This is a genomic window from Albibacillus kandeliae (assembly GCF_003116585.1).
In the GTDB taxonomy this organism is placed as follows: domain Bacteria; phylum Pseudomonadota; class Alphaproteobacteria; order Rhodobacterales; family Rhodobacteraceae; genus Albibacillus; species Albibacillus kandeliae.
This window is the reverse complement of sequence record NZ_QEHM01000003.1, coordinates 141,136-166,018: the sequence shown is the minus strand read 5'-3', so window position 1 is coordinate 166,018 and position 24,883 is coordinate 141,136. Positions and strand designations below refer to the sequence as shown.

General features: G+C 66.4%; 22 protein-coding genes. 14 read left to right on the top strand and 8 right to left on the bottom strand.

Annotated elements, in window-relative coordinates; translation table 11 throughout:
- Window positions 1-105: 105 nt before the first annotated feature.
- Entirely contained in the window at window positions 106-942 is an 837-nt protein-coding gene (locus DDT93_RS06740; RefSeq protein WP_109465049.1) for a M15 family metallopeptidase, read from the top strand.
- A gap of 194 nt (window positions 943-1,136) precedes the next feature.
- On the opposite strand, the gene DDT93_RS06735 is transcribed toward DDT93_RS06740, so the two are convergent.
- The 5 genes from DDT93_RS06735 to DDT93_RS06715 all read right to left on the bottom strand — a co-directional run bounded on the left by DDT93_RS06735 (window position 1,137) and on the right by DDT93_RS06715 (window position 5,406).
- Window positions 1,137-2,624: a caspase family protein gene (locus DDT93_RS06735; RefSeq protein ID WP_109465048.1), complete on the bottom strand. Its 1,488-nt coding sequence runs from the start codon at window positions 2,622-2,624 to the stop codon at window positions 1,137-1,139.
- 132 nt (window positions 2,625-2,756) lie between these two features.
- The gene (locus DDT93_RS06730) at window positions 2,757-3,263 is read right to left on the bottom strand and encodes a MarR family winged helix-turn-helix transcriptional regulator (RefSeq protein ID WP_157960119.1); all 507 of its coding nucleotides are present in this window, start codon (window positions 3,261-3,263) and stop codon (window positions 2,757-2,759) included.
- Window positions 3,264-3,443: 180 nt separating this feature from the next.
- On the bottom strand, window positions 3,444-4,613 hold the full coding sequence (gene pobA, locus DDT93_RS06725) for a 4-hydroxybenzoate 3-monooxygenase (RefSeq protein WP_109465046.1): 1,170 nt from the start codon (window positions 4,611-4,613) through the stop codon (window positions 3,444-3,446).
- A gap of 216 nt (window positions 4,614-4,829) precedes the next feature.
- Entirely contained in the window at window positions 4,830-5,030 is a 201-nt protein-coding gene (locus DDT93_RS06720) for a hypothetical protein (RefSeq protein ID WP_157960118.1), read from the bottom strand.
- A 151-nt stretch (window positions 5,031-5,181) separates the two neighbouring features.
- Window positions 5,182-5,406, bottom strand: a complete 225-nt coding sequence (locus tag DDT93_RS06715) for a DUF1127 domain-containing protein (RefSeq protein ID WP_109465044.1) — start codon at window positions 5,404-5,406, stop codon at window positions 5,182-5,184.
- A gap of 189 nt (window positions 5,407-5,595) precedes the next feature.
- On the opposite strand from DDT93_RS06715, the gene DDT93_RS06710 reads away from it, so the two are divergent.
- Both DDT93_RS06710 and DDT93_RS06705 read left to right on the top strand, forming a co-directional pair.
- Window positions 5,596-6,246 (top strand): GntR family transcriptional regulator, encoded by a 651-nt coding sequence (locus DDT93_RS06710; protein WP_109465043.1) that lies wholly within the window; start codon window positions 5,596-5,598, stop codon window positions 6,244-6,246.
- 122 nt (window positions 6,247-6,368) lie between these two features.
- Window positions 6,369-8,120, top strand: a complete 1,752-nt coding sequence (locus DDT93_RS06705) for an adenylate/guanylate cyclase domain-containing protein (RefSeq protein ID WP_109465042.1) — start codon at window positions 6,369-6,371, stop codon at window positions 8,118-8,120.
- Between the two features lie 3 nt (window positions 8,121-8,123).
- On the opposite strand, the gene DDT93_RS06700 is transcribed toward DDT93_RS06705, so the two are convergent.
- Window positions 8,124-8,834 (bottom strand): type 1 glutamine amidotransferase, encoded by a 711-nt coding sequence (locus tag DDT93_RS06700; protein WP_109465041.1) that lies wholly within the window; start codon window positions 8,832-8,834, stop codon window positions 8,124-8,126.
- 114 nt (window positions 8,835-8,948) lie between these two features.
- Between DDT93_RS06700 and DDT93_RS06695 the strand changes: the two genes are divergently transcribed.
- Both DDT93_RS06695 and DDT93_RS06690 read left to right on the top strand, forming a co-directional pair.
- Entirely contained in the window at window positions 8,949-10,208 is a 1,260-nt protein-coding gene (locus DDT93_RS06695) for a cytochrome P450 (RefSeq protein ID WP_109465040.1), read from the top strand.
- A 10-nt stretch (window positions 10,209-10,218) separates the two neighbouring features.
- The gene (locus DDT93_RS06690; protein ID WP_109465039.1) at window positions 10,219-11,508 is read left to right on the top strand and encodes a type I glutamate--ammonia ligase; all 1,290 of its coding nucleotides are present in this window, start codon (window positions 10,219-10,221) and stop codon (window positions 11,506-11,508) included.
- A gap of 75 nt (window positions 11,509-11,583) precedes the next feature.
- Here the strand turns inward: DDT93_RS06690 and DDT93_RS06685 are convergent, their stop codons facing one another.
- Together DDT93_RS06685 and DDT93_RS06680 are read right to left on the bottom strand one after the other, a co-directional pair.
- Window positions 11,584-12,942 (bottom strand): aspartate aminotransferase family protein, encoded by a 1,359-nt coding sequence (locus DDT93_RS06685; protein WP_109465766.1) that lies wholly within the window; start codon window positions 12,940-12,942, stop codon window positions 11,584-11,586.
- Between the two features lie 16 nt (window positions 12,943-12,958).
- The gene (locus tag DDT93_RS06680; protein WP_109465038.1) at window positions 12,959-13,738 is read right to left on the bottom strand and encodes an IclR family transcriptional regulator; all 780 of its coding nucleotides are present in this window, start codon (window positions 13,736-13,738) and stop codon (window positions 12,959-12,961) included.
- A 166-nt stretch (window positions 13,739-13,904) separates the two neighbouring features.
- On the opposite strand from DDT93_RS06680, the gene DDT93_RS06675 reads away from it, so the two are divergent.
- From DDT93_RS06675 to DDT93_RS06635, 9 genes are all read left to right on the top strand, one after another.
- Window positions 13,905-14,849 (top strand): tripartite tricarboxylate transporter substrate binding protein, encoded by a 945-nt coding sequence (locus tag DDT93_RS06675; protein WP_109465037.1) that lies wholly within the window; start codon window positions 13,905-13,907, stop codon window positions 14,847-14,849.
- Window positions 14,850-14,907: 58 nt separating this feature from the next.
- Window positions 14,908-15,438 carry a tripartite tricarboxylate transporter TctB family protein gene (locus DDT93_RS06670; RefSeq protein WP_109465036.1) on the top strand — a complete coding sequence of 177 codons (531 nt, stop codon included), beginning with the start codon at window positions 14,908-14,910 and terminating at the stop codon, window positions 15,436-15,438.
- Window positions 15,438-17,057, top strand: coding sequence for a tripartite tricarboxylate transporter permease (locus DDT93_RS06665; RefSeq protein WP_109465035.1), 1,620 nt, complete (start codon window positions 15,438-15,440; stop codon window positions 17,055-17,057). The genes DDT93_RS06670 and DDT93_RS06665 overlap by 1 nt, the downstream gene beginning before the upstream one ends.
- Window positions 16,940-18,406: an aldehyde dehydrogenase family protein gene (locus DDT93_RS06660; protein WP_232825420.1), complete on the top strand. Its 1,467-nt coding sequence runs from the start codon at window positions 16,940-16,942 to the stop codon at window positions 18,404-18,406. Before DDT93_RS06665 ends, DDT93_RS06660 begins: the two co-directional genes overlap by 118 nt.
- A 73-nt stretch (window positions 18,407-18,479) precedes the next feature.
- Window positions 18,480-19,715, top strand: a complete 1,236-nt coding sequence (locus DDT93_RS06655) for a Tm-1-like ATP-binding domain-containing protein (RefSeq protein WP_109465034.1) — start codon at window positions 18,480-18,482, stop codon at window positions 19,713-19,715.
- A gap of 290 nt (window positions 19,716-20,005) precedes the next feature.
- Window positions 20,006-22,099 carry a 3-hydroxyacyl-CoA dehydrogenase NAD-binding domain-containing protein gene (locus DDT93_RS06650; protein WP_109465033.1) on the top strand — a complete coding sequence of 698 codons (2,094 nt, stop codon included), beginning with the start codon at window positions 20,006-20,008 and terminating at the stop codon, window positions 22,097-22,099.
- 40 nt (window positions 22,100-22,139) lie between these two features.
- Complete coding sequence (locus DDT93_RS06645; RefSeq protein ID WP_109465032.1) at window positions 22,140-23,330, top strand: acyl-CoA dehydrogenase family protein; 1,191 nt, start codon at window positions 22,140-22,142, stop codon at window positions 23,328-23,330.
- 3 nt (window positions 23,331-23,333) lie between these two features.
- Complete coding sequence (locus DDT93_RS06640; protein WP_109465031.1) at window positions 23,334-24,467, top strand: acyl-CoA dehydrogenase family protein; 1,134 nt, start codon at window positions 23,334-23,336, stop codon at window positions 24,465-24,467.
- Entirely contained in the window at window positions 24,448-24,879 is a 432-nt protein-coding gene (locus tag DDT93_RS06635; protein ID WP_232825390.1) for a PaaI family thioesterase, read from the top strand. The genes DDT93_RS06640 and DDT93_RS06635 overlap by 20 nt, the downstream gene beginning before the upstream one ends.
- Window positions 24,880-24,883 lie beyond the last annotated feature (4 nt).

Sequence of the window (24,883 nt, the reverse complement as noted above, 5' to 3'; positions counted from 1 at the left end):
CACAAACCCCAAAATTTCGAGCTGAGCCGTTTGGGCCACTCACCGGGGTCCGGGGCGACCGGAACGCGAAACAATCCGGGGGCTGGGGGAGAGAAAGGGCAGAGAATGCGATTTGTACCGGCCATCATCATCGCCGTCGCGCTGGTTCTGGCACCCGTGATCTGGGTGCTGCTCAGCTATTTCCTGGCAGAAGAGGACTTTCAGGGGTCGGCAGTCGATTCTGGGGCCCGTATCGAGATCGAGGTTCTGCGCCAGCAGGTCGAGGACCTGCAGGAACGCCTGTCATCGCTGGAGACAGAGGTCGCCCGCCTGCCTTCGGGCGGTGCGGGCGGCGGGTTTCAGGTAGACCCCAACGACGAGGACGCGGTGCTGAACAGCGGCCCGAACAGCATCCTGAATGCCTATGCGCAGGTCGTGCTGATCGCCGGGCGGACCGAGGTGAACCGCGGGCTGGAGGTGGCCGGCCCCGACTACCTCGAAGCGAAGCTGGGGCGCCCCCGCGAGGTGCTGACCGATACCTGCGAGCCGATGACCAACGAGGCGCTGAAATCCAAGCTGGTGCTGACCCAGGTCGGCCCGATCATGGTGAACATGCTGGAACCGGCGGTCGAGTCGCTGCGCCGAGTCTTTGCCAATGTCGAGCGCGCCGACCCCGACCTCTACGCCCGCATCAACACCTCCGGCTCGCTCTGCGTCCGCCGCATCCGGGGTACGGTGGACCGGCTCTCGACCCACAGCTACGGGCTGGCGGTGGATCTCAACATCGACGGGCAGCTCGACAACTTCACCGATGGCAAGACGCAGCTGGGCCTGACCATCCTCGCCGACTTCTTCCACGCCGAGGGCTGGGTCTGGGGCGCGGGGTTCCGGCGCGAGGACAGCATGCATTTCGAGATCAGCCGCCGCCAGTTGGACGAATGGCTGGCCGCCGGCCTGCTCTGAGCGGCGGCGAGTGGGTGTAGTTCAACCGAGATTAACAGCGCCTCCTGCCCGGAGCGCAGGCAGTGGCGCTCGGCACTAGGTGGCAGTCTGGCCTTGGCACGAATACGGGGCTTGCAGGGGGCGCTGCCCCCTCTTGGCCCTGTGGGCCAATTCACCCCCGGGATATTTCGGACCCAAAGAAGGACGGCGGTTGTCTATTCGGTCAGGCCGTAGGCGAGGCGGATGCTCTTCTTGGTGCCGGGGCCGAAATCACCGTCGATGGCGCCGGCGTAGAGCTCGTGGGTCTTGAGCTGTTCCTGCAGCGCCTTGCGGGTCTCTGCGGTGAACATGTTGGGCCGGTCGCTGAGCAGGTTCAGCACGTCGGAACTGCCCGAGCGCAGAGCCTCGTAGAGGTAGCGCGCGGCGTCCTGCGGGCCCTTGGAGGGCACCAGCCCATCGTCGATCAGGGCGGCGAAGTTGAACTGGGCTTGGGGATGGCGCAGGTCGGCGGCGCGCTCGAAGAACTCCAGCGCGACCTTGGGATCGGCGGGGAGGCCGAGGCCGCCCTGGTAGTGCAGGAAGCCGAGGTCGTTGATCGCGTCGGCGAAGTCCTGGGTGGCCGCGGCCCGGTAGAGGGCGAGCGCGCGGGGTTCGTCTCGAGGGACGCCGGTGCCGCGCTCGTAGAGCTTGGCCAGTTCGAACTGGGCCTCGGGCGAGCCGGCATCCGAGGCGCGCTGGAGGAACTTCACCGCCTCCTGCGGGTCGAACCGGCCCTCGTTGGGGTTGAGGCGCATGTAGGCGAGACCCAGCATCGAGCGGGTGTCGCCGAGGTCGGCGAGGGCGAGGAGCTGTTCCTCCTGGTCGGGCTTGATCGCCGCCCAGGCGTCCGGGGCGTCCTTGCCGGTGACGCTGTCCTGCCCCTCGGCCGGGCCGGCGAGGTAGAAGGGCACGCCGGTCAGCGAGCCGTAGGTGTGCGGCTCCTGCAGGTTGTTGGTCATCTTGAGCACGCGGTCCCGGACCTGGCGGAACATCAGCGAGATCTCGAGCCCCGGTTGCACCATGGTTTCCATCAGGGCGGTGGCGAAGGGGCTGTTCTGGCCGGTGCCGTCGAGCGCGACCTGCCCGTCCTTGGCGGCAAAGGCCACCAGCGTGCCGCGGTCGGGGTCGGCGGCGGCCAGGCCGCCTGCGCCCTCGGTGTTGCGGGCGATGTTGCCGGACTGGTCGAGCTGGATCAGGTCGCCCAGCGGGTTGTCACGGCAGCTGTCGAGGATCACGATGCGCATCTTGCGGGCGTGTTCGACGGCGGTGAGCAGCTGCTTGAGCGAGATCGACTGGCGCTGGACGTCCTGGTTGGACGAGACCTTGGCGTCGACCGGGATCAGGAAGTTCTCGCCCTGCACCTCGACCCCGTGACCGGCGAAGTAGATCAGCGCGAGATCGGCGGTTTCCGAGCGGAAGGCGAAGTCGTCGAGCAGCTGGTGCATCTGCTCGGAGGTGGCGTCGAGCGAGAGGGTGACGTCGAAGCCGATGCTTGACAGGGTATCGGCCATGGCGGCGGCATCATGGCGCGTGTTCTCGAGCGGTTCGATGGTCTGGTAGGCGCCTTGGCCCAACACCAGCGCGACCCGGTCGGAGGCCGCCGAGGCCGCGCCGGAAACGACGCAGAATGCCAGAAGGGCGATGAGTCTTACCGCCGTACCCATGTTGGTATCCTGATTGCAAACGCCTGAATTTTCTTGGTCCATTCTAGCCAAGCCACATGCGAAACAAAACACACGAAATCGGGCGTGTCTGTGACCTGGATCGCTCTTGCAGGGGGGCGGAACCCGCCTTCGTCACATGCCGTCGACGTTGGCGCGCATGGTCCGCATCACCTTGAGGAACACCTCGAGGTCCTGCGGGGCGACCCCTTCGACCAGCCGGGATTCACGTTCGAGCGCGACGTCCAGCAGCTTGTCGTGGAGGGCCCATCCGGCTTCGTTCAGTTCCAGCGACTTGCGTCGCGGGTCGCTGGGCGAGGGGGTGGCGATGAGCAGGTCAAGCTGGTCGAGCTTGTTGATCGCCCGGCTGACCGCGCCCTTGTCGAGCGCGATGATCTCGCAGATGCGCGAGGCCGGGACGCCTGGTTCGGTCGCGATCCATGACAGGACGCGCCACTCGGTGACCCCGATGCCGAACTCGTTGAGGTACTGGGCCGAGGCGCCGCGGGACAGGGCGCTGTTCACCGAGGCGAAGTAGTAGGGCGCGTAGCCCCGGATGTCGATCACGGTGCGTCCGTCAGGGTTCTTCTGGACGGGTTCGGAGTGGCGCCGGGCCGGGCCTGCGCCGGAGGGATGGGGCATGCGCTGGTTCATCTCGGTTCAATCTGGGTCGGGTCGGTCGAATAATCCTGCCTTGACCCGTGCAAGTATGCGCCGGGCCGCCCGATAATTGCGGGCCAGGGGAAAATACGCCGAGAGCGGGCAGATTGAAAACCCCCTCGCACCGATCCTGTCGGGGACTGGTGCAAGGCTGCGCCAGCCCTAGTAGGGCAGGCCGACGTAGTTGCGGGCCAGCGCCGCCTGCGCCACGTCGCTTTCGCTCAGGTACGCGATCTCGGCCTGCTGCATCTTGAGGTCGAACTCGGTCTGTTCGGGGAAGCGGTGCAGCAGCGAGGTCATCCACCAGCTGAAGCGTTCGACCTTCCAGACCCGGGCCAGCGCCTTCTCGGAATAGCGCTCGATCCCCTCGTCGTCCTTGTCTTGGTAGTGCGAGAGCAGGCCGTGGTAGAGGTAGTGCACGTCCGAGGCGGCCGAGTTCAGACCCTTGGCGCCGGTCGGCGGCACGATATGGGCCGCGTCACCGCAGAGGAACAGGCGGCCCCAGCGCATCGGCTCGGTCACGAAGGAGCGCAGCGGGGCGATGGATTTCTCGATCGAGGGGCCGGTGACCAGCGCCTCGGCGGCTTCCTGCGGGATGCGGCGGCGCAGTTCGTCCCAGAAGGCCTCGTCGGACCAGGACTCAACCTTGTCGCTCAGGCTGCACTGGAGGTAGTAGCGGCTGAGATGTGGGTTGCGCATCGAACACAGCGCGAAGCCGCGGGACGAACTCGCGTAGATCAGCTCGTGGTTCACCGGCGGCGTTTCGGACAGGATGCCGAGCCAGCCGAAGGGATAGACCTTTTCGTACTCGGTCCGGACGGACTCGGGGATGGTCTTACGGCTGACCCCGTGGAACCCGTCGCAACCGGCGACGAAATCGCAGTCGAGGCGCTGCTCGCTGCCGTCCTTGACGTAGGTGACATAGGGCGCATCGCTGTCGGCGCCGTGAATTTCGACCCCTTCGACCTGGAAGATGGTCTGGGCACCGGCGGCTTCGCGGGCCTCGTAGAGGTCGCGGGTCACCTCGGTCTGGCCGTAGACGGTGACCGCGCTGCCCGCGTGCTTGCGGAAGTCGATGTGAACCTGGTCGTTGTCGTAGGACAGGATCGTACCGTCATGCAGCAGTGCCTCGCGCTCGAGGCGCGCGGAGACGCCCGCCTCGCGCATCAGGTCGACGAGGCCCTGTTCCAGCACGCCGGCGCGGATCCGGGACAGCACATGCGCCTTGGTCTGGCGTTCGAGGATCACCGCGTCGATGCCCTTGCGGTGCAGCAACTGGCCCAGCAGCAGGCCGGAGGGGCCCCCGCCGATGATGGCAACCTGAGTTCGCATGTCGTCCTCCCACTCGAATGCCGCCGGGCGACTCCGCCGGGGCGCCGCAAATCTGGCGGAAATGAGTTGACGTGTCAACTCTTTAGTTGTGAGAGAAGCCTGCTCCTGGCGCGATGGCCACCGCCGGAATGGGCCAAGCCCCTGCGCACAAAAGAAAAGGACGGCCCGAGGGACCGTCCTGAATTCTGCTGGATAAGCTGTCCGCCTGCGGCGATCTCAGCTCCAGGTGCCGGTGCCGAAGACCAGCTGGCCGAGATCCTTGCGCTTGAGACCGCGCTTGTCGAGCTCGGCGTCGCTCAGCGACATCAGGGCGTCAAGCTGGCTCAGCTTGGAGTCGGTGGTGAAGAAGTCGCGCAGGGAGGCGAAGGCGCCTTCGAGGAAGCTTTCGGTATGCGGTTCGGTCAGTGTAAATGCCATGTCATCCATCCTCGGTCGTCGTGATGCTGTCTTGTTCCGAATCTATGCTGCAGGTGCAGCATGATCCAGATGCGAAGACGCATATCGGCCTTGCGATCCGTGCAGGTCAGGCGCGGCGGCCCGGGTCATCCGAGCGTCGCACCAAACCGGATCACAGGTGCATCTGGTCCGCGAAAACGTGGTGCACGATCTCGTCGCGCTTCAGGCCACGGGCGGCCAGCTGTTCGTCGGAGAGCGCCTGGAGAGCGCGCACCTGGCGCAGTTTCGGGTTGTTTTCCGAGATGTTTGCCAACCAGGTCAGAACGCGGTCGAAGGTGCGGGAGATCGAGCCTGCTGCGGGAGCGGCGGCGGTGTGATGCGAAGTCGTGTAAGCCATTTTCATCTATCCGTATGGGGTCGGTTGTTCCGTCTTGCTGACATACCTAGGATGCTGCAGGTGCGAAGACCAGAGACGCATGGGAATAGCCGCACTGCAGCATTCGCAACGCTCCAGCGCCTGTTTTTCGTGCAATTGCGCCGGGCGGCGGCGCGCCCTAGGGTGGGGCAACAAGACCGGGGAGAGGCGATGGGCGGACAGACGGAAACGGTAGTGGCGGCGGTGCTCGATGCGATCGACCGGGGTGTCCTGAACCCCGGCGACGTGATCGAGGAGGGGGCGCTGATGGAGGCCCACGCGGTTTCGCGCACCCCGGTCCGGGAGTGCCTGATCCAGCTCGAGGCCGCCGGGCTCATCCGTCGCCTGCCGCGCAAGGGGGCGGTGCTGTTCAAGCCGACGCTTGAGGAATTCCTCGGCATTCTCGAAGTGCATTGCAGGCTGGAAGGGCAGGCCGCCGGGCTGGCGTCGCGGCGGCTGTCGCCCGAAGGCGCGCGCCGGATGGAGGCCGCCGTCCTCGCCTGCGAGGCCCATGCGGCCAAACATGGCGACAGCGACCCTGACGGCTATTACCAGTTGAACCTGCGTTTCCACGAGGCGGTGGGGCTCGGGGCCGGAAACCCCTTCCTGCTCGACATGATCAAGACCAACGCGCGCAAGCTGATGGCCTATTACCGTGTCGCCTATCGCTATCCCGGCGCCATCGCGAAATCGGCCGCCGAACACCGCGAGATCGCAACGCTGATCACCGGGCACCAGCGGGACGCGGCCGAGGCATTGATGGAGCGCCACATGGGGTTTGACCGTTCCGAGGTGATGGATTTGCTGTCGGCGCTTGGCTGAGAGCGGCACGCGGTCCCGATCAGGCGCGTCCCAAAACCATGTCCTGAAACGCGAATCTTGCAATGCTTGCCCTCTTGGCGTGGAATCCGTGAAATCCGGCCTTTTCAGAGCAAGTTCTTTCAATGACCCTGTCGCGACCCCAAAGGCGCCTCGCCGCGATCATGTCGATCGACGTGGTGGGGTATTCGCGCCTGATGGGCGCCGACGAGGAAGGTACGCTCACCAATCTGAACAGGCTGTTCCGGCAGGTCGTATCGCCCGAACTGGCCGCGCATCGCGGGCGGGTCGTCAAGCTGCTGGGCGACGGGGCAATCGTGGAGTTCAAGAGCGTAGTGGACGCGGTCTCGGCGGGAATCGCGATCCAGAAGCGCGGGCCCGCCTTCAACGAGAACCTTGCGCCGGATTCGGCGCTGATGCTCCGGATCGGCATCAACCTCGGTGACGTCATTCCCGAGGGAAAGGACATCTTCGGTGACGGCGTCAACGTGGCGGCCCGGCTTCAGTCGATCTGCACCCCCGGCGCGCTGGCTATCAGCGGCTCGGCACACGAGCACGTGTCGGGGCGGCTCGATGAATGCTTTCAGGATGCGGGAGAGCGGGAGCTGAAGAACATCGCCCGCAAGGTGCGGGTGTTCCGTTGGCCCGATGGCGAGACGCAGGCGGACAAACCCGCGCTCAGTCTGCCGGATAAGCCCTCGGTGGCCATCCTGCCCTTCGACAACATGTCCGGCGATCCGGCGCAGGAGTATTTTGCCGACGGCGTGGTGGAATCCATGACCGCCGCGCTGTCGCGGATCAGATCCTTCTTCGTGATCGCCCGCAACTCGGCCTTTGCCTACAAGGGCCGCCACATGAACGTGGTCGAGATCGGCCGCGAGCTGGGCGTGGCCTACGTGGTCGAAGGCTCGGTGCAGCGCGCGGGCGGGCGCATCCGGATCACCGTGCAGCTGATCGAGACTGCGGGCGGCGCGCATATCTGGGCCGACCGCTACGACGGCACCGACGAGGATCTGTTCGAGCTGCAAGACCGGATCACCGAGAAGGTGGCCGGGGCGCTGCAACCCTCCATCCAATGGGCCGAGATCGAGCGCACCGGTCGCAAGCCGCCGCAGGATATGGGTGCCTATGACCACGCGATGCAGGCTATGCGCCATGTCTGGATGCTGGAAAAGGACGAGGCCACGCGGGCGCTAGAGATTCTCGACGTGGCGCTGGCGGCGGACCCGGACTATCCGCTGGCGCTGGCTTTGGCGGCGTGGTGCTGGGCGCAGAGGTCCGTCTACAACTGGACCGAGGATTTCGAAGGTGCGCAAGGCACCGCACTGAAGATGGCGGAACGGGCGGCGGCCCTCTCCTCGGACGATCCGCTGATCCTCGCGGTTCTCGGCGCCGTGCATACTTTTGCCCGGAACTACGGAACCGCGCGGGTGCTGCTGGAGCGGGCAATCATGCTGGATCCCAATGCCGCCTGGGCGCTGAGCCGGCTCGGGTGGCTGGAGGTCTACACGGATCGCCCCGAAGTCGCCTTCGAGTACTTCGAGCACGCCATCCGGCTAAGTCCGCTGGACCCGCTGAACTTCAGCAACATGGTTGGCATCGCCCACGCGCACCAGATCGCGGGCGATTACGAACTGGCCGTGCGCAAGATGCAGCGCGCGCTGGAGGAACGGCCAAGCGCCTATTGGATCCATCGCCACCTCTGCGTCTCGCTCCTCGCCTGCGGGCGGCTGGAGGAGGCGAAGGCGTCGCGCGACATGCTGATGAAGGCCTATCCCAACGCCAGCATCACCTTGTTCCGCAGGGCGATGGTGTTCTCGCCGGACACCCTCGAAAAGATGCTGGGGCAGATGCGGGAACTCGGGATCCCCGAGTAGCGGTCAGCTTGCGGCCTGCTCGAAGAAGCGCGCGACGCTTTCGGCAAAGGGCTGTCCGTCTGCCGGGCTGTCCAGCGACCGAAGCGCGGCGTCGGTTGCCTCGGGCCCCAGCGTGTCCACCATTTCGCCGGTCAGGGCGGCGATGAAGTCGCGTGACATCTCGGGGTGGTGCTGGGTGGTGTAGACTTTGGTCCCGATGGCCATGCCGGTGACCGGGGCCGCCTCCGACCGGGTGAGAATGCGCGCCTCGGCGGGCGGAACCGTCACCTGTTCCTTGTGGCTGGCGTAGAGATGCAGATTGTCGGGCAAGCCATCCATCCACGGCATGCGGTTGATGACGTCGTTGCGGTCCAGCCCGTGCACGAAGCCGCCGGCGTTCGCCCCGACGCTGCCACCAAGGGCCTTGGCGACCGCCTGGTGGCCATAGCAGGCACCGAAGATCGGCACGCCCTCTGCGACCATCGCGCGGATCAAGTCGAGCAACCGCGCGGTCCAGGCGTCGCCATCGTTCACCGAGGCCGGGCTGCCGGTGATCATCACGCCGTCGAAGCGCGCCAGATCGCCGGGAAAGATGCCGTCCTTGACCGCGAAGACCTCGGTCGTCCAGTCCGGGCGCACCGAGCGGATCATGTCCGTGAACTTGGCCCCGTCGCGCGGATGGGCGTCGGCAAAGGCGCTTTCGTCCGTGTTCGTCATAAGGATCGCAAGGTGCATGAGGTTTTCCGCCGTCTCGGTGAGATTTTTATATACATATTTATAGATGCCATTAATATACAAATCAACGAGCCCGAAAACGGGCCGACATGCGTCTGACGCAGGTGAGGTAACATGACGATCTGGACCCCGACCGATGACGGCCATGCCGATCTGACGAGCCATGACACCTTCATGGCCGGTGCGCCGCTGAACACCTTCAAGCGGCTGCGCGACGAGGATCCGCTGCACTGGACCGAGTACGCCGACGGGCAGGATTTCTGGTCGGTCACCCGCTACGCGGACATCGCCGAGATGAACAAGCAGCCGAATATCTTCTCTTCGGCGCGGGGCATTCGCATGGAGGATCAGAGCTACGAGGAATACCTCGCGCGGCGGACCTTTCAGGAGACCGACCCGCCGGAGCACTCGCAGTCGCGGATGAAGCTGTTCAAGGCCTTCTCGCGCACCACGATGGAGCAATACGAGGACACCATCCGCGAGCTCTGTGTCGATATCCTCGACGAAACTCTCGACAAGGGCACCTTCGACGCGACCAAGGAGATCGCGCGGCAATTGCCGATGCGGATGCTGGGGCGGATCATCGGCACCCCGGACGAAGACCTGCCCTGGCTGGTCGAAAAGGGCGACGCACTGATCGCCAACACCGATCCGGATTTCACCACCCACGTCCTCGACAAGATGACGACGGACGAATTCCGCATGATGCCCTTCAACTCGCCCGCCGGGGCAGAGCTTTACCAGTACGCCAAGGAGTTGATGGACAAGAAGGCCGCGGCGAATGACACCTCGGGCGTGCTGAACCTGATCCTGCAACCGTCGAAGGACGGTTCGGTGATCTCCGAGACCGAGTTCCGCAACTTCTTCTGCCTCGTGGTGGCGGCGGGCAACGACACCACCCGCTATTCCATCGCCGCCGGGATACAGGCGATGCTGCACCAGCCGGAATTGCTGGCGCAGATGCAGGCGGGCGGTGACATCTGGGAGACCGCGCCGGACGAGATCGTGCGCTGGGCCTCGCCCGCGCTCTATTTCCGGCGCACGGCCACCGAGGACTACGACCTGCACGGCAAGACCATCCGCGCGGGCGACAAGGTGCTGCTGTGGTGGATCTCGGCCAACCGGGACGAAACCTACTTTGGCGATCCGTTGCGCGTGAACCTCTTCCGCACCCCGAACAAGCACATGGCCTTTGGCCAGGGCGGGCCGCATGTCTGCCTTGGCATGTGGCTGGCCCGGCTCGAGGTGCGCGTCCTGTTCCAGGAACTTGCCAAGCGACTGAAATCCATCGAACCTGCGGGCGATCACAAATTCCTGCGGTCCAACTTCGTCGGCGGGATCAAGGAGCTTCCCGTCACTGTCACCCGCGCCTGAAGGAGCCGACATGAAGACCCGCCTGCGTGCCCTGTTCTGCGATCACCTCTCGATCATGCGGGGCAAGTACCTGCCGCATTCCAAGATCGGCGACGGCAATACCCGGTTCTGCATGTCCGTCTTCGGGACCCACTACGACCGCGACCTGCTGGATGCGCCGGGTTCCAAGGTAAAGCAGGGCCTGCCGGACATGGAGTTGGTCTGGCGTCACGACGACATCCGCGATGGCTGGGAGCGCGATACCAAGGTGGTGCTGGGCGACCTGCTGGACGAGGAGGGGAAGCCGCTGGCGCTCTGCCCGCGAGGGGCGCTGAAACGCGCCGTGGCCGACTGGCAGAAGCTGGGGCTGACGCCCAAGGTCGGGATCGAGCTGGAAGCCTTTGCCCTGCAGGCGGACGAACAGGGGCGGCTGCGCCCCTACGACGCGCCGGGCGGTGTGGTCTATGGCACTGGCCCCTTTGCCGACCCGTTGCGGTTCAACGACCGGATCTGGGAGATGGCGGACGACCTCGGGTTCTCGCTCGACATGATCACGGCCGAGTTCGACACGCCGCAGTTCGAATACACGCTGACCTTCGACAACGCGGTGAAGGCGGTGGATGACATCGTGCTGTTCCGCCTGATGGCGCGCGAAATCGCGCTGGAATACGGGATCGTCCTGACCTTCATGCCGAAACCGGTGGCCGAGGCTGGCGGGTCGGGCATGCACATCAACTTTTCCTTCCTCGACCAGTCGGGCGGCAACGCGCTGTCGTCGGGGCCTAAGGGCGGGCCGGATCATCTGAACGACCTCGCGCGCGGCTGCCTCGCCGGGCTGGTGCATCACCACAAGGGACTTGCCGGGCTGATCGCGCCGACCGCCAACAGCTACATGCGGCTGCAGCCGGGCTCGCTCTCGGGCTACTGGCAGAACTGGGGCGGCGACCACCGCAACGTGACCACCCGGGTCAGCGGCGAGGGCGGGGCCAAGGCGCGGCTGGAGCACCGGATGGCGGATGCCTCGGCCAACCCCTACACCGCCGTGGCCGCCGTGCTGCAGGCGGCGCGGCTGGGGGTCGAGGGCAACCTGCAGCTGCCGCCGATCGAGACCGGCGACGGCTTCGACCGGACCGATGCCAGGGAGGGGACGGCGACGAACCTCAGGGGCGCGGTCGCGGATCTCGAGAAGGACGTGGCGCTGAGTGAGGCGGTGGGGGCGGGACTGGTCGCCAACCACGTCTACATGAAGCAGAAGGAAGTGAAGAAGACGCGCGACCTGGAAGGGGACGCGATGCGGGACTTCTACGTCTACTTCGTCTGAAGGCGGGCGAGGGGCGCTGCCCCTCGCGCTCCCCGAGATATTTTCAACCCAAAGAAGCGCGAGGGCGCGGGTACGTCAGGCGGTGGCGGCGGCCAGCCCCGCGTCGAGCGCATCGAGGATCACCTGGGCGTCCGCCTCGGTCAGGACCAGCGGCGGCGAGAGGATGATGTTGGGACCCGAGACCCGCACCATTGCGCCGGACCGGTAGGCGACCTCCTGCACGGTGTTGATGGTCTTCTTGTCGATGGCGGCCTTGGTGGCCCGGTCGCTGACCAACTCCAGCGCCAGCATCAGGCCGTGCCCGCCACGCACGTCGCCAATCACCTCGTACTTGTCCTGAAGCTTCAGCAGGCCCTGGTGCAACTGCTTGCCACGGGCGGCAGCGTTCTGGGGCACGTTCAGCTTGAGTGTCTCGGTCAGGCAGGCTAGCGCCGCCGCCGCACCGACCGGGTGGCCGGAGTAGGTATAGCCGTGGCCGATGGCCGCGCGGCCGCTCTCGTCACTCTCGAACACCTCCGCGACGTGCTCGGCGATCATCACCGCGCCGAAGGGGAAGTAGCCGTTGGTGATCGCCTTGGCGGTGCACATCAGGTCGGGCTGGACGCCCCAGTGCCGCGATCCGGTCCAGCTGCCGGTGCGCCCGAAGGCGGTGATCACCTCGTCGGCGATCAGCAGGATGCCATGCTTGGAGCAGATCTCGCGCACGCCCGGCATGAAGCTCTCGTGCGGGGGGATGACCCCGCCGGCGCCAAGGGTCGGCTCCATGATGAAGGCGGCAATGGTGCCCGCGCCCTGGAAGGCGATCTCGTCCTCGAGTGCCGAGAGGCATTTCTGGGCGAGCTTCGCCGGGTCCGTCTCGTCGAAGGGGTTGCGATAGGTGTAGGGGGCCGGGATGTGGTGGCAGCCCGCCAGCAGCGGTTCGTACTGAGTGCGGAAGTTGGCGTTGCCGTTGACGCTGGCGCCGCCGAAATGGGTGCCGTGGTAGCCTTTCTTGAGGCTCAGGAACTTGGTCCGCGCGGCCTCGCCCCGGACCTTGTGATACTGACGGGCAAGGCGCAGCGCGGTCTCGACCGAGTCCGACCCGCCCGAGGTGTAGAAGGCCCGGGTCAGCCCGTCAGGCTCGAAGAAGTCGCGCAGCTCCTCGGCCAGCTGGATCACCGCGTCGTTCGTGGTGCCGCGGAAGATCGAGTAGTAGGGCAGCCGGTCGAGCTGGGCCGCGATGGCGTCCTTGATCGGCTGGCAGGAGAACCCGAGGTTCACGTTCCAGAGGCCGCCGACTCCGTCGACCACCTCGTGACCGTCCACGTCGGTGATCCGCACGCCCTTGGCGCCGGTGACGATGGTCGGCGGATTGGCGAGGCTGTCGGCCGGGTGCGCCATCGGGTGCCAGAGCGAGCGGGCGTTCATTTCCTTGAGGTAGTTCGAGTCCTTCATGGCAGGCTCCATTCGGTCAGGCCGCGCAGGCGGCGGGAAAGGTGGGCGGGAGCAACCCGCCGATGGCTTCGGTCATGGCGCGGGCGCAGGCCGCCAGTTCGGTGCGGATCACCTGCTTCTGCTCCTCGGTGACCCGTGCGACCGGGGCGGCGACGGCGAGGGCGCCGATGGGGAGGCCTTCCGGGCCGAAGACGGGGGCGGCGTGCGAATGCACGTCGGCTTCGAACCCGCCGACGGATTCGGCCCAGCCGATTTCACGGATCGCGGGCAGCGCGGCGCGGATCTCGTCCGGGTCGATCTCGGTCTCGGGGGTGAAGCGGCGCAGCGGTTGCGACAGGATCCGGTCGACGAAGGCGTCGTCGGAGAAGGCGAGGATGGCAAGGCCCGAGCCGGTGGCATGGAACGACAGCACCTCGGCGTCCTCCATCATCACGCGGGTGGCGTGGCGCGGGCTGTAGGTGTGGCTCAGGGCGTTCAGGTTGTCGCCGCGCACCAGCGACATGTGCGCGGTTTCGCCCGTCGCATCCGCCAGCCGGTCGAGAATCCCGCGCGATACCGAGAGGATCGGCACCGTCGCCTCGCGCAGCGCGGCCAGGCGCAGAACCTCGGGGCCAAGGCGATAGGCCCGCTCGGTGCCGACCTGTTCAACGAATCCCTGCTCCTGCAGTTCGCTCAGCAGCCGATAGGTCGTGGCCTTGTTCAGGCCCGACATCCGCGTCAGCTCGCTCAGCCCGATGACCGGCTTCAGCTGCGTGAAAAGTCCCAGCAGGGACAAGGCTTTGCTGACGGTGCCCATGAGGCTGCAGGTGCTCCTTTCGGGGTCTCTCCCGCCGGGGCGGCGGGGTTTCTCGCGGGGTGCGGATGCAAAATTGTTGACAGACGGAACAGGGGGGTGTCAATCTATTTCAAACCAATGGTTCAAATAATGAACCGACACAACTGCCTTCAACAGGGGAGCCACCATGACCAAATCGACAATCCTCAAGGGTGTTCTGGCCTCGGCCATGATCGCCGCAAGCGCGGGGGCGGCCCTGGCCGAGTACCCGGAAAAGCCCGTGAACTTCATCGTGCCCTGGCCGCCGGGTGATCTCGAGGACGTGCTGACCCGGATGATCGCCGAGGACTTTCAGGAGAAGTACGGGATCGCGGCGGCAGTTGTGAACAAGCCGGGCGGCGGTGGCGGTCCCTTCCCGGGGGCCATCGAGGTGGCGAATGCCCCGGCCGACGGATACACCATCGGCTCCTTCGTGATCGGCGTTCCGGTGATCGGGCACCAGATCGACATCGCGCCGCTGACGCCTGCCAAGTTCGACCCGCTGGGCATCTTCCTGACCTATCCCTTTGTGATCGCGACCAGCAAGGACGCGCCCTATTCCTCGATGGAGGAACTGGCCGCCTACGCCAAGGAGCACGACGTGGCGCTGGGCCACTTCGGCGACGTCCTGACGCCGACACAGGTGACCAAGGCCTTCGCCGTGAACGCCGGGTTCTCCTATGCCTCCGACGCGGCCTTCGACGCGCTGGATTGCAACACGCTCGCCTCGGGCGATGCCGACGTGATCAACACCACGCTGCAACTGATCCTGCCCTGCCTGAACGACGTGAAGGTTCTGGTCTCGATCACCGACCAGCGGATCCCGATCATCCCCGACACGCCGACCATCGGCGAACTGGACCCCTCGCTGAACATTGCGCTGTGGAACGGGCTCTTCGTGACCAAGGACACCCCGCAGGACGTGCGCGACAAGATCATCGCCGTCGCCAAGGAAACCGCGCTGGGCGAGCGGGCCCAGAAGGTTGCCGCCGAAACCGGCGCGCTGGTCTACTGGCAGGACGCGGACGAGAGCGCCAAGCGGATCGAGACCGATATCGAGACCGTCGCGCGCATCGGCGAATTGCTGAAATGATCAGATCGCGGGCCGCCCTGCCGGGCGGCCCGTTTCGCATCCAGCGGATCCTCTCATCATGACAACTGAACGAGAACGCCGGTTCGTCGGCCCCCGACGGGGACAGCTGATCTTTGCGCTCGGCTTCCTCGCCGTCTCGGCGCTGCTGCTGTCGCAGATCACCGGCCAGACGACCTGGGTCGACAAGACCGCCTTCTTCGCGCAGCCCCGGTTCTGGCCGGCCATCGGGCTGGGCGGCATGGTGCTGCTGGGGGCGCTTCACCTGCGAAAGATGCCCTGGCGCCGGTTCACCGCGCAGGACCGCGACGAACTGATGAAATGGGCCCGCGTGATCGAGTTCGCGGGCTGGTTCATGGCCTACGTGCTGCTTGTCCCCGTGCTGGGCTACCTGCCGGCCACGCTGATCTTCGTGCCCCTGCTGACCCGCCGCATGGGCTATCGCGGCCCCCGCATGTTCTGGCTCAGCATCGCCTTTGCCCTCGTCGTCGTCGTGGTCTTCAAGACCTTCCTCTCGGTCAAGATCCCCGGCGGCATGATCTATGAATACCTGCCCGGCGGTCTGCGCGGCTTCTTCATCCTGTATCTCTGATGGATCTCCTTCTCTCCTCCCTCCACATCCTCATGCGCTGGGACGTGGTCTTTGCGCTTCTCGCCGGCTCGGTCGGCGGCGTCCTGATCGGCGCGATCCCCGGGGTCGGCCCGGCGGTGGCCATCGCCATCCTGCTGCCCGCCACCTTCTCGATGGACCCCATCGTCGGCCTCACCGTCCTGCTCGGGATCTATGGCAGTTCGATGTACGGCGGCGCGATCCCCGCCATCCTGATCAACACCCCGGGCACCGCGGTCAACGCGCTGACGACCTACGACGGCTATCCCATGACTGCGCGGGGCGAGCCGAGGCGCGCGCTGAGCCTCGCCTATTCGTCGAGCTTCTTCGGCGGCATCTTCTCGGTGCTCTGCCTGATCCTCTTTGCCCCGGTGCTGGCCAAGGTCGCGCCGATGTTCGGCAGCCGCGAGATCTTTCTCGCCGCGCTCCTCGGCATCATCCTCGTGATCGTCGCGCACAAGGGGCAGAGCCTGATCGCCGGGGCGCTCGCCGCGCTGGGCATCTTCATCCAGACCATCGGCATGGAACCGGTGAAGTACACCCAGCGCTACACCTACGACCAGCCGTTCCTGCAGAGCGGGGTGAACCTGATCGTGGTGGTCCTCGGGCTCTTCGCGCTGTCGCAGGCCTTTGTCCTGCTGACCAGCGAGGACGAGAAGATCCGCACAACCAAGCTGCGCGGCGGGTTGTTCCAGGGCCTGCGCGAACTGGGGCGCCATCCGCGCGTCGCCACGGTCTCGGCCAGCTTCGGCGTGCTGATGGGGATGATCCCCGGGGTCGGCGAGTTCACCGCGCAGTTCATGTCCTACACCTATGCGCAGCGCACCTCGAAACGGCCCGAGGATTTCGGCCACGGCTCCTCCGAGGGGCTGATCGCGGCGGAAACCTCGAATAACGCCGTGCCTGCTGCCGCCATGGTGCCGCTGCTCGCCCTCGGGATTCCGGGCGAGGCGCTGACCGCGATGATGCTGTCGGTCTTCTACGTGCACAACGTGGTGCCGGGGCCGGGGCTGTTCCAGAACCAGATGGACTTCGTCGTCGCGCTCTACATCGCGCTGCTGGTGCTGAACGTGCTGGTGCTCGTCTTCCTGCTGTTCGCCACGCGCCCGCTGATCCAGGTGGTGAAGATCCCCAACCGGTTCCTGGGCGTCTGCGTCCTCACGCTCAGCTTCGTGGGCGTCTACTCGCTGCGCAACTCGGCATCGGACTGCATGATCGCGGCCGGGTTCGGGGTGCTGGGTTACATCCTCAAACGGCTGGACGCGCCGGTGGTGCCGATCATCCTTGGCATGGTGCTGGGCAACATCATGGAGGTGAAGCTGCGCGCGGGCATGGCTCGGGTCAAGACGCCGTGGGATTTCATCGACCGGCCCATCGCCTTCATCCTTTTCATCGTCATCATCATCGTGCTCGTGAGCCACGTCCGCCGTATCTGGCTGGACCGGCGCGAGCTGAAGGAGGCCGAATGGCAGACCAAGACCAGATCGACACGCTTCGGCGGATTGCTGTCCCGCCGCAAAAACTCTTTGTTGAAGGCGCGTGGCAAGACGGTTCGGGGACGCCACTCGCTGTCACATCGCCAATCGACGGATCAGAACTGACAACACTGCAGGGCGCGTCCGAAGCGGACGTCGCCCGCGCGGTCGCGGCGGCGCGGCGGGCCTTCGACGACGGGCGCTGGTCGCGGGCTGCCCCGGCGCAGCGTAAGAAGGTGCTGCACGCCATCGCCGACCGGATCGAGGCCGAGGCGCTGGAACTGGCGGTGCTCGGCGTGCGCGACAACGGCACCGAACTCGCCATGGCGCTGAAGGCCGAGCCGGGTTCGGCGGCGGGCACCTTCCGCTACTACGCCGAAGCGCTCGACAAGGTGGCGGGAGAGATCGCGCCGACCGCGCCCGATGTGCTGGGCCTCGTTCACCGGATGCCGGTGGGCGTAGTCGGGGCCATCGTGCCGTGGAACTTCCCGCTGATGATCGGTGCGTGGAAGCTGGCGCCCGCGCTGGCGATGGGCAATTCCGTGGTGCTTAAGCCCGCCGAGACCGCCTCGCTGTCGCTGCTGCGGCTCGCCCAGATCTGCGCCGAATGCGGTTTGCCCGACGGGGTGCTGAACGTGGTCACCGGCTCGGGCGCCGAGACCGGCAACGCGCTGGCGCATTCGATGGACGTGGACGTGCTGGCCTTCACCGGCTCGGGGCCGACGGGGCGGCGCCTGCTGGAGGCCTCGGCGCGGTCGAATCTCAAGCGGGTCTATCTCGAACTCGGGGGCAAATCGCCCAACATCGTCTTCGCCGACGCGCCAGACCTCGCCCATGCGGCCAAGGTCTCGGCCATGGGCATCTTCCGCAACTCCGGTCAGGTCTGCGTCGCGGGTTCGCGCCTGCTGGTCGAGAGGTCGATCCACGACGAATTCGTCGCGCTGCTGCAGCGCGAGGCCGAGGCGCTGCGGGTCGGCGATCCGCTCGCTGCCGGCACCCAGATCGGGGCGGTGAACTCCGAGGCGCAGATGGCGCGTAACCTCTCCTTCATGGCAGGCGCCGAGGCGGAGGGCGGCGAGATCGTCACCGGCGGCGGGCGCATCCTCGAACACACCGGCGGCACCTACATGGCGCCGACCCTTGTCACCGGTGTCCGCCCCGAGGCGGCGCTGTTCCGCGAGGAAGTCTTCGGCCCGGTGCTGGCGGTGACCCCCTTCGACACCGAGGCCGAGGCGCTGGCGCTGGCCAATGCCACCGACTTCGGTCTCGCCTCGGCGGTCTGGACCTCCAACCTCTCGCGTGCGCACCGCATGGTGGCGGGCATCCGGGCCGGATTGGTGCACGTGAACACCTACGGCGGGGCCGACAACACCGTGCCGCTGGGCGGTGTCGGGCAGTCCGGCAACGGGCATGACAAGTCGCTGCACGCGCTGGAGAAATACGTCGACCTCAAGACGGCGTGGATCCAGCTTTGAGGTCGGGCCGCCTCCGGCGGGAGTATTTGAGAAGAAAAGATGCAGGGCGGCGCGCCGCCACGGGGAGTGATGCATGAAGACGATCCTGGTTGCCGGAACCTATGACACCAAGGACGACGAACTGGGCTATCTCGCCGGGGTGATCCGGGCGCAGGGCGGCGGCGTGCTGTCGATGGACGTGAGCGTGCTGGGCGACCCTTCGCAGCCGACCGACGTGAGCAAGCACGAGGTGGCCGAAGCCGGGGGCAGCTCGATCCGGGCGGCCATCGACTCGGGCGACGAGAATCACGCCATGCAGATCATGGCGGCGGGGGCGGCGGCCAAGGCGCTGGAGCTTTACCGCGCGGGGCGGATCGACGGCGTCATCGTGCTGGGCGGCACCATGGGCACCGACCTGGCGCTCGACCTCTGCGCGGCGCTGCCGGTGGGGGTGCCGAAATACGTGGTCTCGACGGTCGCCTTTTCGCCGCTGCTGCCGCCGGAACGGCTGGCGGCGGATATCCAGATGATCCTCTGGGCCGGCGGGCTCTACGGGCTCAACTCGGTCTGCAAGGCCTCGCTCAGCCAGGCGGCGGGCGCGGTGCTGGGCGCGGCCAAGGCGGTGGAGCCACCGAAGCGCGACCGTCCGCTGATCGGCATGACCTCCTTCGGCAAGACCGTGCTGCGCTACATGGTAAGCCTGAAACCGGCGCTGGAGGCGCGCGGTTACGAGGTCGCGGTGTTCCATGCCACCGGCATGGGCGGGCGCGCCTTCGAGTCGCTCGCCGCCGAGGGGGCCTTTGCCGCGGTGATGGATTTCGCGCCGCAAGAGGTCACCAACCATCTGTTCGACGGGCTCTCGGCCGGGGCGGACCGGATGACCAACGCGGGCCGCTCTGGAACCCCGCAGATCGTGGCACCGGGGTGTTACGACCTCGTCGACTTCATCGGCTGGAAACCGGCGCCCGCGCGGCTGGCCGAGCGGCCCACCCATGCCCACAACCGGCTCCTGACCTCGGCTGTGCTGGAGGCGGAAGAGCGCCGCGAGGTCGCCCGCGCGATCTGTGGCAAGCTGGCCCTTGCCACCGCCCCGGCGGCGCTGGTGCTGCCCGAGGGAGGCTGCAACGAGTGGGACCGGCCGGGCGCGGACCTGCACGATGCCGAGGGGCTCGCGGCCTTCTGCGCCGAGATCGGGGAGGGGTGCCCGGACAACGTGGACCTGCACCGGCTGGCGGCGCATATCAACGACCCGGCCTTCAGCGAGAAGGTGCTGGAGGTCTTCGATGGCTGGGTCGCCGCGGGGATCGTGCCGCCGGGCCGTCCGGGCTGACCTCTCACTCCTTCCCCTTCCCGTTCCATAACGCGCCGGCTGCCCGCGACGCGAGGTAGCAGGATTGTCCTGTTGTCGCCCTCCGAGATTTGTGGAATAGAGTTTCGCACGTCGGAATGGAGGGTGCGGTTGGGTTCTTGCAAACCCGGCGCGCGGCGTTAGGGTCTGGCGCGCCGGTGTCGCGGAGGTTACCGCCGGGGCCGGACAAGGAATCGCCCGTCGCGCGACGGGCTTATGTGGTGTCGCTGCGGCCGGTCGGCCCGCGCGCGCCGACTGGAGAGGAGAGACCGATGCCAGAGGCCATTTCTTACGAACGCGTTGGCGATATCGCCGTTCTCAAGGCGCAGAACCCGCCGGTGAACGCGCTTGGCTATGACGTTCGGGTCGGGCTGGTCGAGGGCATCGAGCGGGCCGAGAAGGACGAGGGCGTGCGCGCCGTGCTGATCTACGGCGACGGCAGCACCTACTTCGCCGGGGCGGATATCCGCGAATTCGGCAAGCCGCCGCGCCAGCCGCACCTGACCGAGGTCTGCAATCGCATCGAGTCGTCTCCGCTGCTGGTGGTCTCGTCGATCCACGGCACTGCGCTTGGTGGCGGGCTCGAGGTCGCGATGTCGACCCATTACCGGATCGCCGTGCCGTCGGCCAAGGTGGGCCTGCCCGAGGTGCTGCTGGGCGTGCTGCCCGGCGCCGGGGGCACCCAGCGTCTGCCGCGCCTGACCGGGTTGGATGCCGCGCTGGACATCATCACCACCGGCCGCCACGTGAAGGCGAAGGAGGCGCTGGACCTCGGGGTCATCGACAAGCTGGAAGAGGGCGAGCCGCGCGAGATCGGTCTGGCCTACGTGCAGGAACTGCTCGACAGCGGCGCGCCGCGCCGCGTGGTCAGCGAGCTGCCGGCTCCGGCGCCGATCGACTTCGACGCGGTCTACGAGTCCGTACTGAAGCGGGGCCGCGGTCAGATCTCCCCGGCGACCGCCGTGCGCGCGGTGCAGGGCTCGGTCGAGAAGCCCTTTGCCGAGGGCCTGAAGTACGAGCGCGAGCTGTTCATGGAACTGATGGGCACCGACCAGCGCCAGGGTCTGATCCATGCCTTCTTCTCCGAGCGGCAGGTCAGCAAGCTGCCCGAGCTGAAGGGTGTCGAGCCGCGTCCGCTGAACTCCATCGGCGTGATCGGGGGCGGCACCATGGGTGCGGGCATCGCGACCTCGGCACTGCTGGCCGGTCTGCCGGTGGTGTTGCTGGAGATGACGCCGGAAGCCGCGGCCGCCGCGCAGGGCCGGATCGAGGGCAACCTCTCGGGTGCGCTGAAGCGGGGCAAGATCAGCCAGGCCAAGTTCGAGGACATGACCCAGAAGGCACTGACGGTGTCGACCGACTATGCCGCGCTGTCGGACGTCGACCTCGTGGTCGAGGCTGTTTTCGAGGAGATGGGCGTCAAGAAGACCGTCTTCGGCAAGCTGGATGAGGTCTGCAAGAAGGGCGCGATCCTGGCGTCGAACACCTCCTACCTGGACGTGGACGAGATCGCTGCATCCACCTCGCGCCCCGAGGACGTGATCGGGCTGCACTTCTTCTCGCCCGCGCATGTGATGAAGCTGCTCGAGGTCGTGGTGGCCGACAAGACCGCCATCGACGTGGTGGCGACCGGGTTTGCGCTGGGCAAGAAGCTGGGCAAGATCTCGGTCCGTGCCGGGGTCTGCGACGGCTTCATCGGCAACCGCATCCTCAAGACCTACCGCACCGCCGCCGACCACATGGTGCTGGACGGGGCGAGCCCCTATCAGATCGACAAGGCGCTGACCGATTTCGGTTTCGCCATGGGCCCCTATGCCGTGGGCGACCTCGCCGGGCTCGACATCGGCTGGGCCACGCGCAAGCGGCTGGCAGGCAGCCGTGACCCGCGCGAGCGGATCTCGATCTACCCGGACAAGATGTGCGAGGCCGGCAACTTCGGTCAGAAGACCGGCAAGGGCTACTACATCTACGAGGCCGGCAAGCGCGCCGGCGTGCCGAACCCCGAGGTCATGGAACTGATTGAGGCGGAGCGGGCCGAGAAGGGGATCACCCCGCGCGCGTTCTCGGACGAGGAAATCGTGCGCCGCTACATGGCAGCGATGGTGAACGAGGGCGCCAAGGTGCTGGAAGAGGGCATCGCGCGGCGTCCGCTCGACATCGATATGGTCTTCCTCTTCGGCTACGGCTTCCCGCGCTACTACGGCGGCCCGATGAAGTGGGCCGACCTGCAGGGCCTGCCGGGCCTGCTGGAAGACATCAAGACCTATGCCAAGGAGGATGATTTCTTCTGGCAGCCCGCGAAGCTGCTGGAAGACCTCGTGGCCGAAGGCAAGACCTTCGACGATCTGAACCAGGCGGCCGGCTGAGGAGGGCCACCGCCATGAGAACCATTACCGGAGTGAGCTGATGGATCTGAACTACACCGCCGAGGAAGTCGCCTTCCGCGAGGAAGTGCGGGAGTTCCTGAAGGAGAAGCTGCCCAAGGAGCTGTCCGCCAAGGTCAAGGCGCGCAAGCACCTGAGCAAGGACGACATGGAGCGCTGGCACGCCATCCTGAACGAGAAGGGATGGCTTGCGCCCAACTGGCCGAAGGAATTCGGCGGCGCCGAGTGGAACGCCGTGCAAAAGCATATCTTCGAGGAAGAGACGGCTCGCGCCGGTTCGCCGCGCATCGTGCCGTTCGGCCTGTCGATGCTGGCGCCCGTGCTGCAGAAGTTCGGATCGAAGGAGCAGCAGGACTACTACCTGCCGCGCATCCTAAACGGCGACGACTGGTGGTGCCAGGGCTACTCCGAGCCGGGCGCCGGGTCTGACCTCGCCTCGCTGAAAACCCGCGCCGTGCGCGAGGGCGACCACTATATCGTCAACGGGCAGAAGACCTGGACCACGCTGGGCCAGTACGCGAACATGATCTTCTGCCTGGTGCGGACCGATACCGAGGTCAAGCAGCAGGAAGGCATCTCGTTCCTCTTGATCGACATGAACACCCCCGGCATCGAAGTGCGTCCGATCATCCTTCTGGATGGCGTGCACGAGGTGAACGAGGTGTTCTTCGACAACGTCAAGGTTCCGGTCGAGAACCTCGTCGGCGAGGAGAACAAGGGCTGGACCTATGCCAAGTACCTGCTGACCCACGAGCGCACCAACATCGCGGGCGTCGGTTACAGCCAGGCGGGGCTCGAGTCGGTCAAGCGGATCGCCCGCGCCGAGAGCGCCAACGGCAAGCCGCTGATCGAGAACCCCTATTTCGCCGCGCGCCTTGCGCAGGTGGAAATCGACCTGATGGCGATGGCGACCTCGAACATGCGCATCATCTCCAAGGCCGCCGCCGGTCAGGCGCCGGGCGTCGAGAGCTCGATGCTCAAGGTCAAGGGCACCATCATCCGGCAGGAACTGAACGACCTCGCCCGTCGCGCGGTCGGCCCCTACGCGATGCCGTTCCCGTCGGAATCTGTCGAAGGCGACAACGACCCGATCGGGCCCGACTACGCGGCGCCGGTTTCGGCGGCCTATTTCAACAACCGGAAACTGTCGATCTTCGGCGGCTCCAACGAGATCCAGCGTGGGATCATCGCCAAGGTAAAGATGGGAGGCTGAGGCGTGAACTTCGACCTGACTGAAGAACGGCAGATGCTGCAGGACACCCTGCGGCGCTACCTGTCCGACAAGTACGACACCGCGTCGCGCAACAAGATCATCGACAGCGACGCAGGCATGAGCGCCGAGGTCTGGGCCCAACTGGCCGAGCTGGGCGTGATCGGCGCGCTGTTCACCGAGGAAGACGGCGGCTTCGGCGGCAAGGGCTTCGACATCTCGACCGTGTTCGAGGAACTGGGCCGCGCGGGCGTGGTCGAACCGTTCCTGGATACCGCCATTCTCGGCGGCGGCCTGCTGGCCGCGATCGGCTCGGACGACCAGAAGGCGCTGGTGGAAGAGGTCATCGGCGGCGGTCTGCACCTTGCGCTGGCGCATGGCGAACCGGCCTCGCGCTTTGACCTCAGCCGTGTCGAGACCACGGCCAAGGCCGATGGCGGCGATATCGTCCTGAACGGCCGCAAGGCCGTGGTGGTGAATGCCGAAGCGGCAGATCACCTGATCGTCTCGGCCCGAGAGAGCGGATCGGCGGCAGACAAGGATGGCATCTCGCTGTTCCTCGTCGAGAAGGACGCGGCCGGGTTGACCATGCGTGGCTACCCGATGCTGGCCGGTGGCCGCGCGGCCGAAGTCACGCTGGATGGCGTCAAGGTTCCGGCCTCTGCCCGTCTGGGTGAGGCAGGCAAGGGCTTTGCCCCGCTGATGGACGTGATCGCAAAGGCCAACGTGGCTCTGGCCGCCGAGGCGCTGGGCGCGATGCACTCCGCCGTCGAGCTGACCCGCGAGTACCTGACGACCCGCAAGCAGTTCGGCCGCCCCATCGGTACCTTCCAGGCGCTGGCGCACCGTTACTCCGACCTGCTGATCGAGATGGAACAGGCGACCTCCGCCGTCATCAACGCAGCGGGCCATCTCGAGGTGGACGCAGCCGAACGTGACCGCCAGATCGCCTCGACCCGCAACCTGATCGGCCGCGTCGGCCGGCTGGTGGCCGAGGAGTCGATCCAGATGCATGGCGGGATCGCCATGACCAAGGAGTATGAACTCGCCCATATCGCCAAGCGCATCGTGATGACGGATCACCGCTTTGGCGATACCGACTATCACCTGGAGCGGTTCATTGAGCTCAGCGCGGCCTGAGATCGACGAGGCCGGTCTCATCCACGGCGAGACCGGCGCCCAACGCCTGATCGGCTGGACCACGGACGTGGGCCAGCCGGACGGGCGGGCGCGGCTCAGCCTCGACGTGGGACCGCAGCATTCCAACCGCCACGGCGTCCTGCACGGCGGGATCCAGGCGATGATGCTCGACAGTGCCTGCGGCTACACCGGCGCGCTCCACATGGACCGCGAGACGATGCCGCAGATGATGTCGCTTTCCTTCACCACCCAGTTCCTCGCCTCGGCCAAGCCCGGCCGGGTGATGGCGATCGGGCGGGTGACGGGCGGCGGCCGACGCACGCTCTTCATCGAGGGCGAGCTCTACGACGGCGAGGGCGATCTCGTCGCGACCAGCACCGGGGTCTACCGGCCGGTGCCTCAGAAAGGCTGAAGGA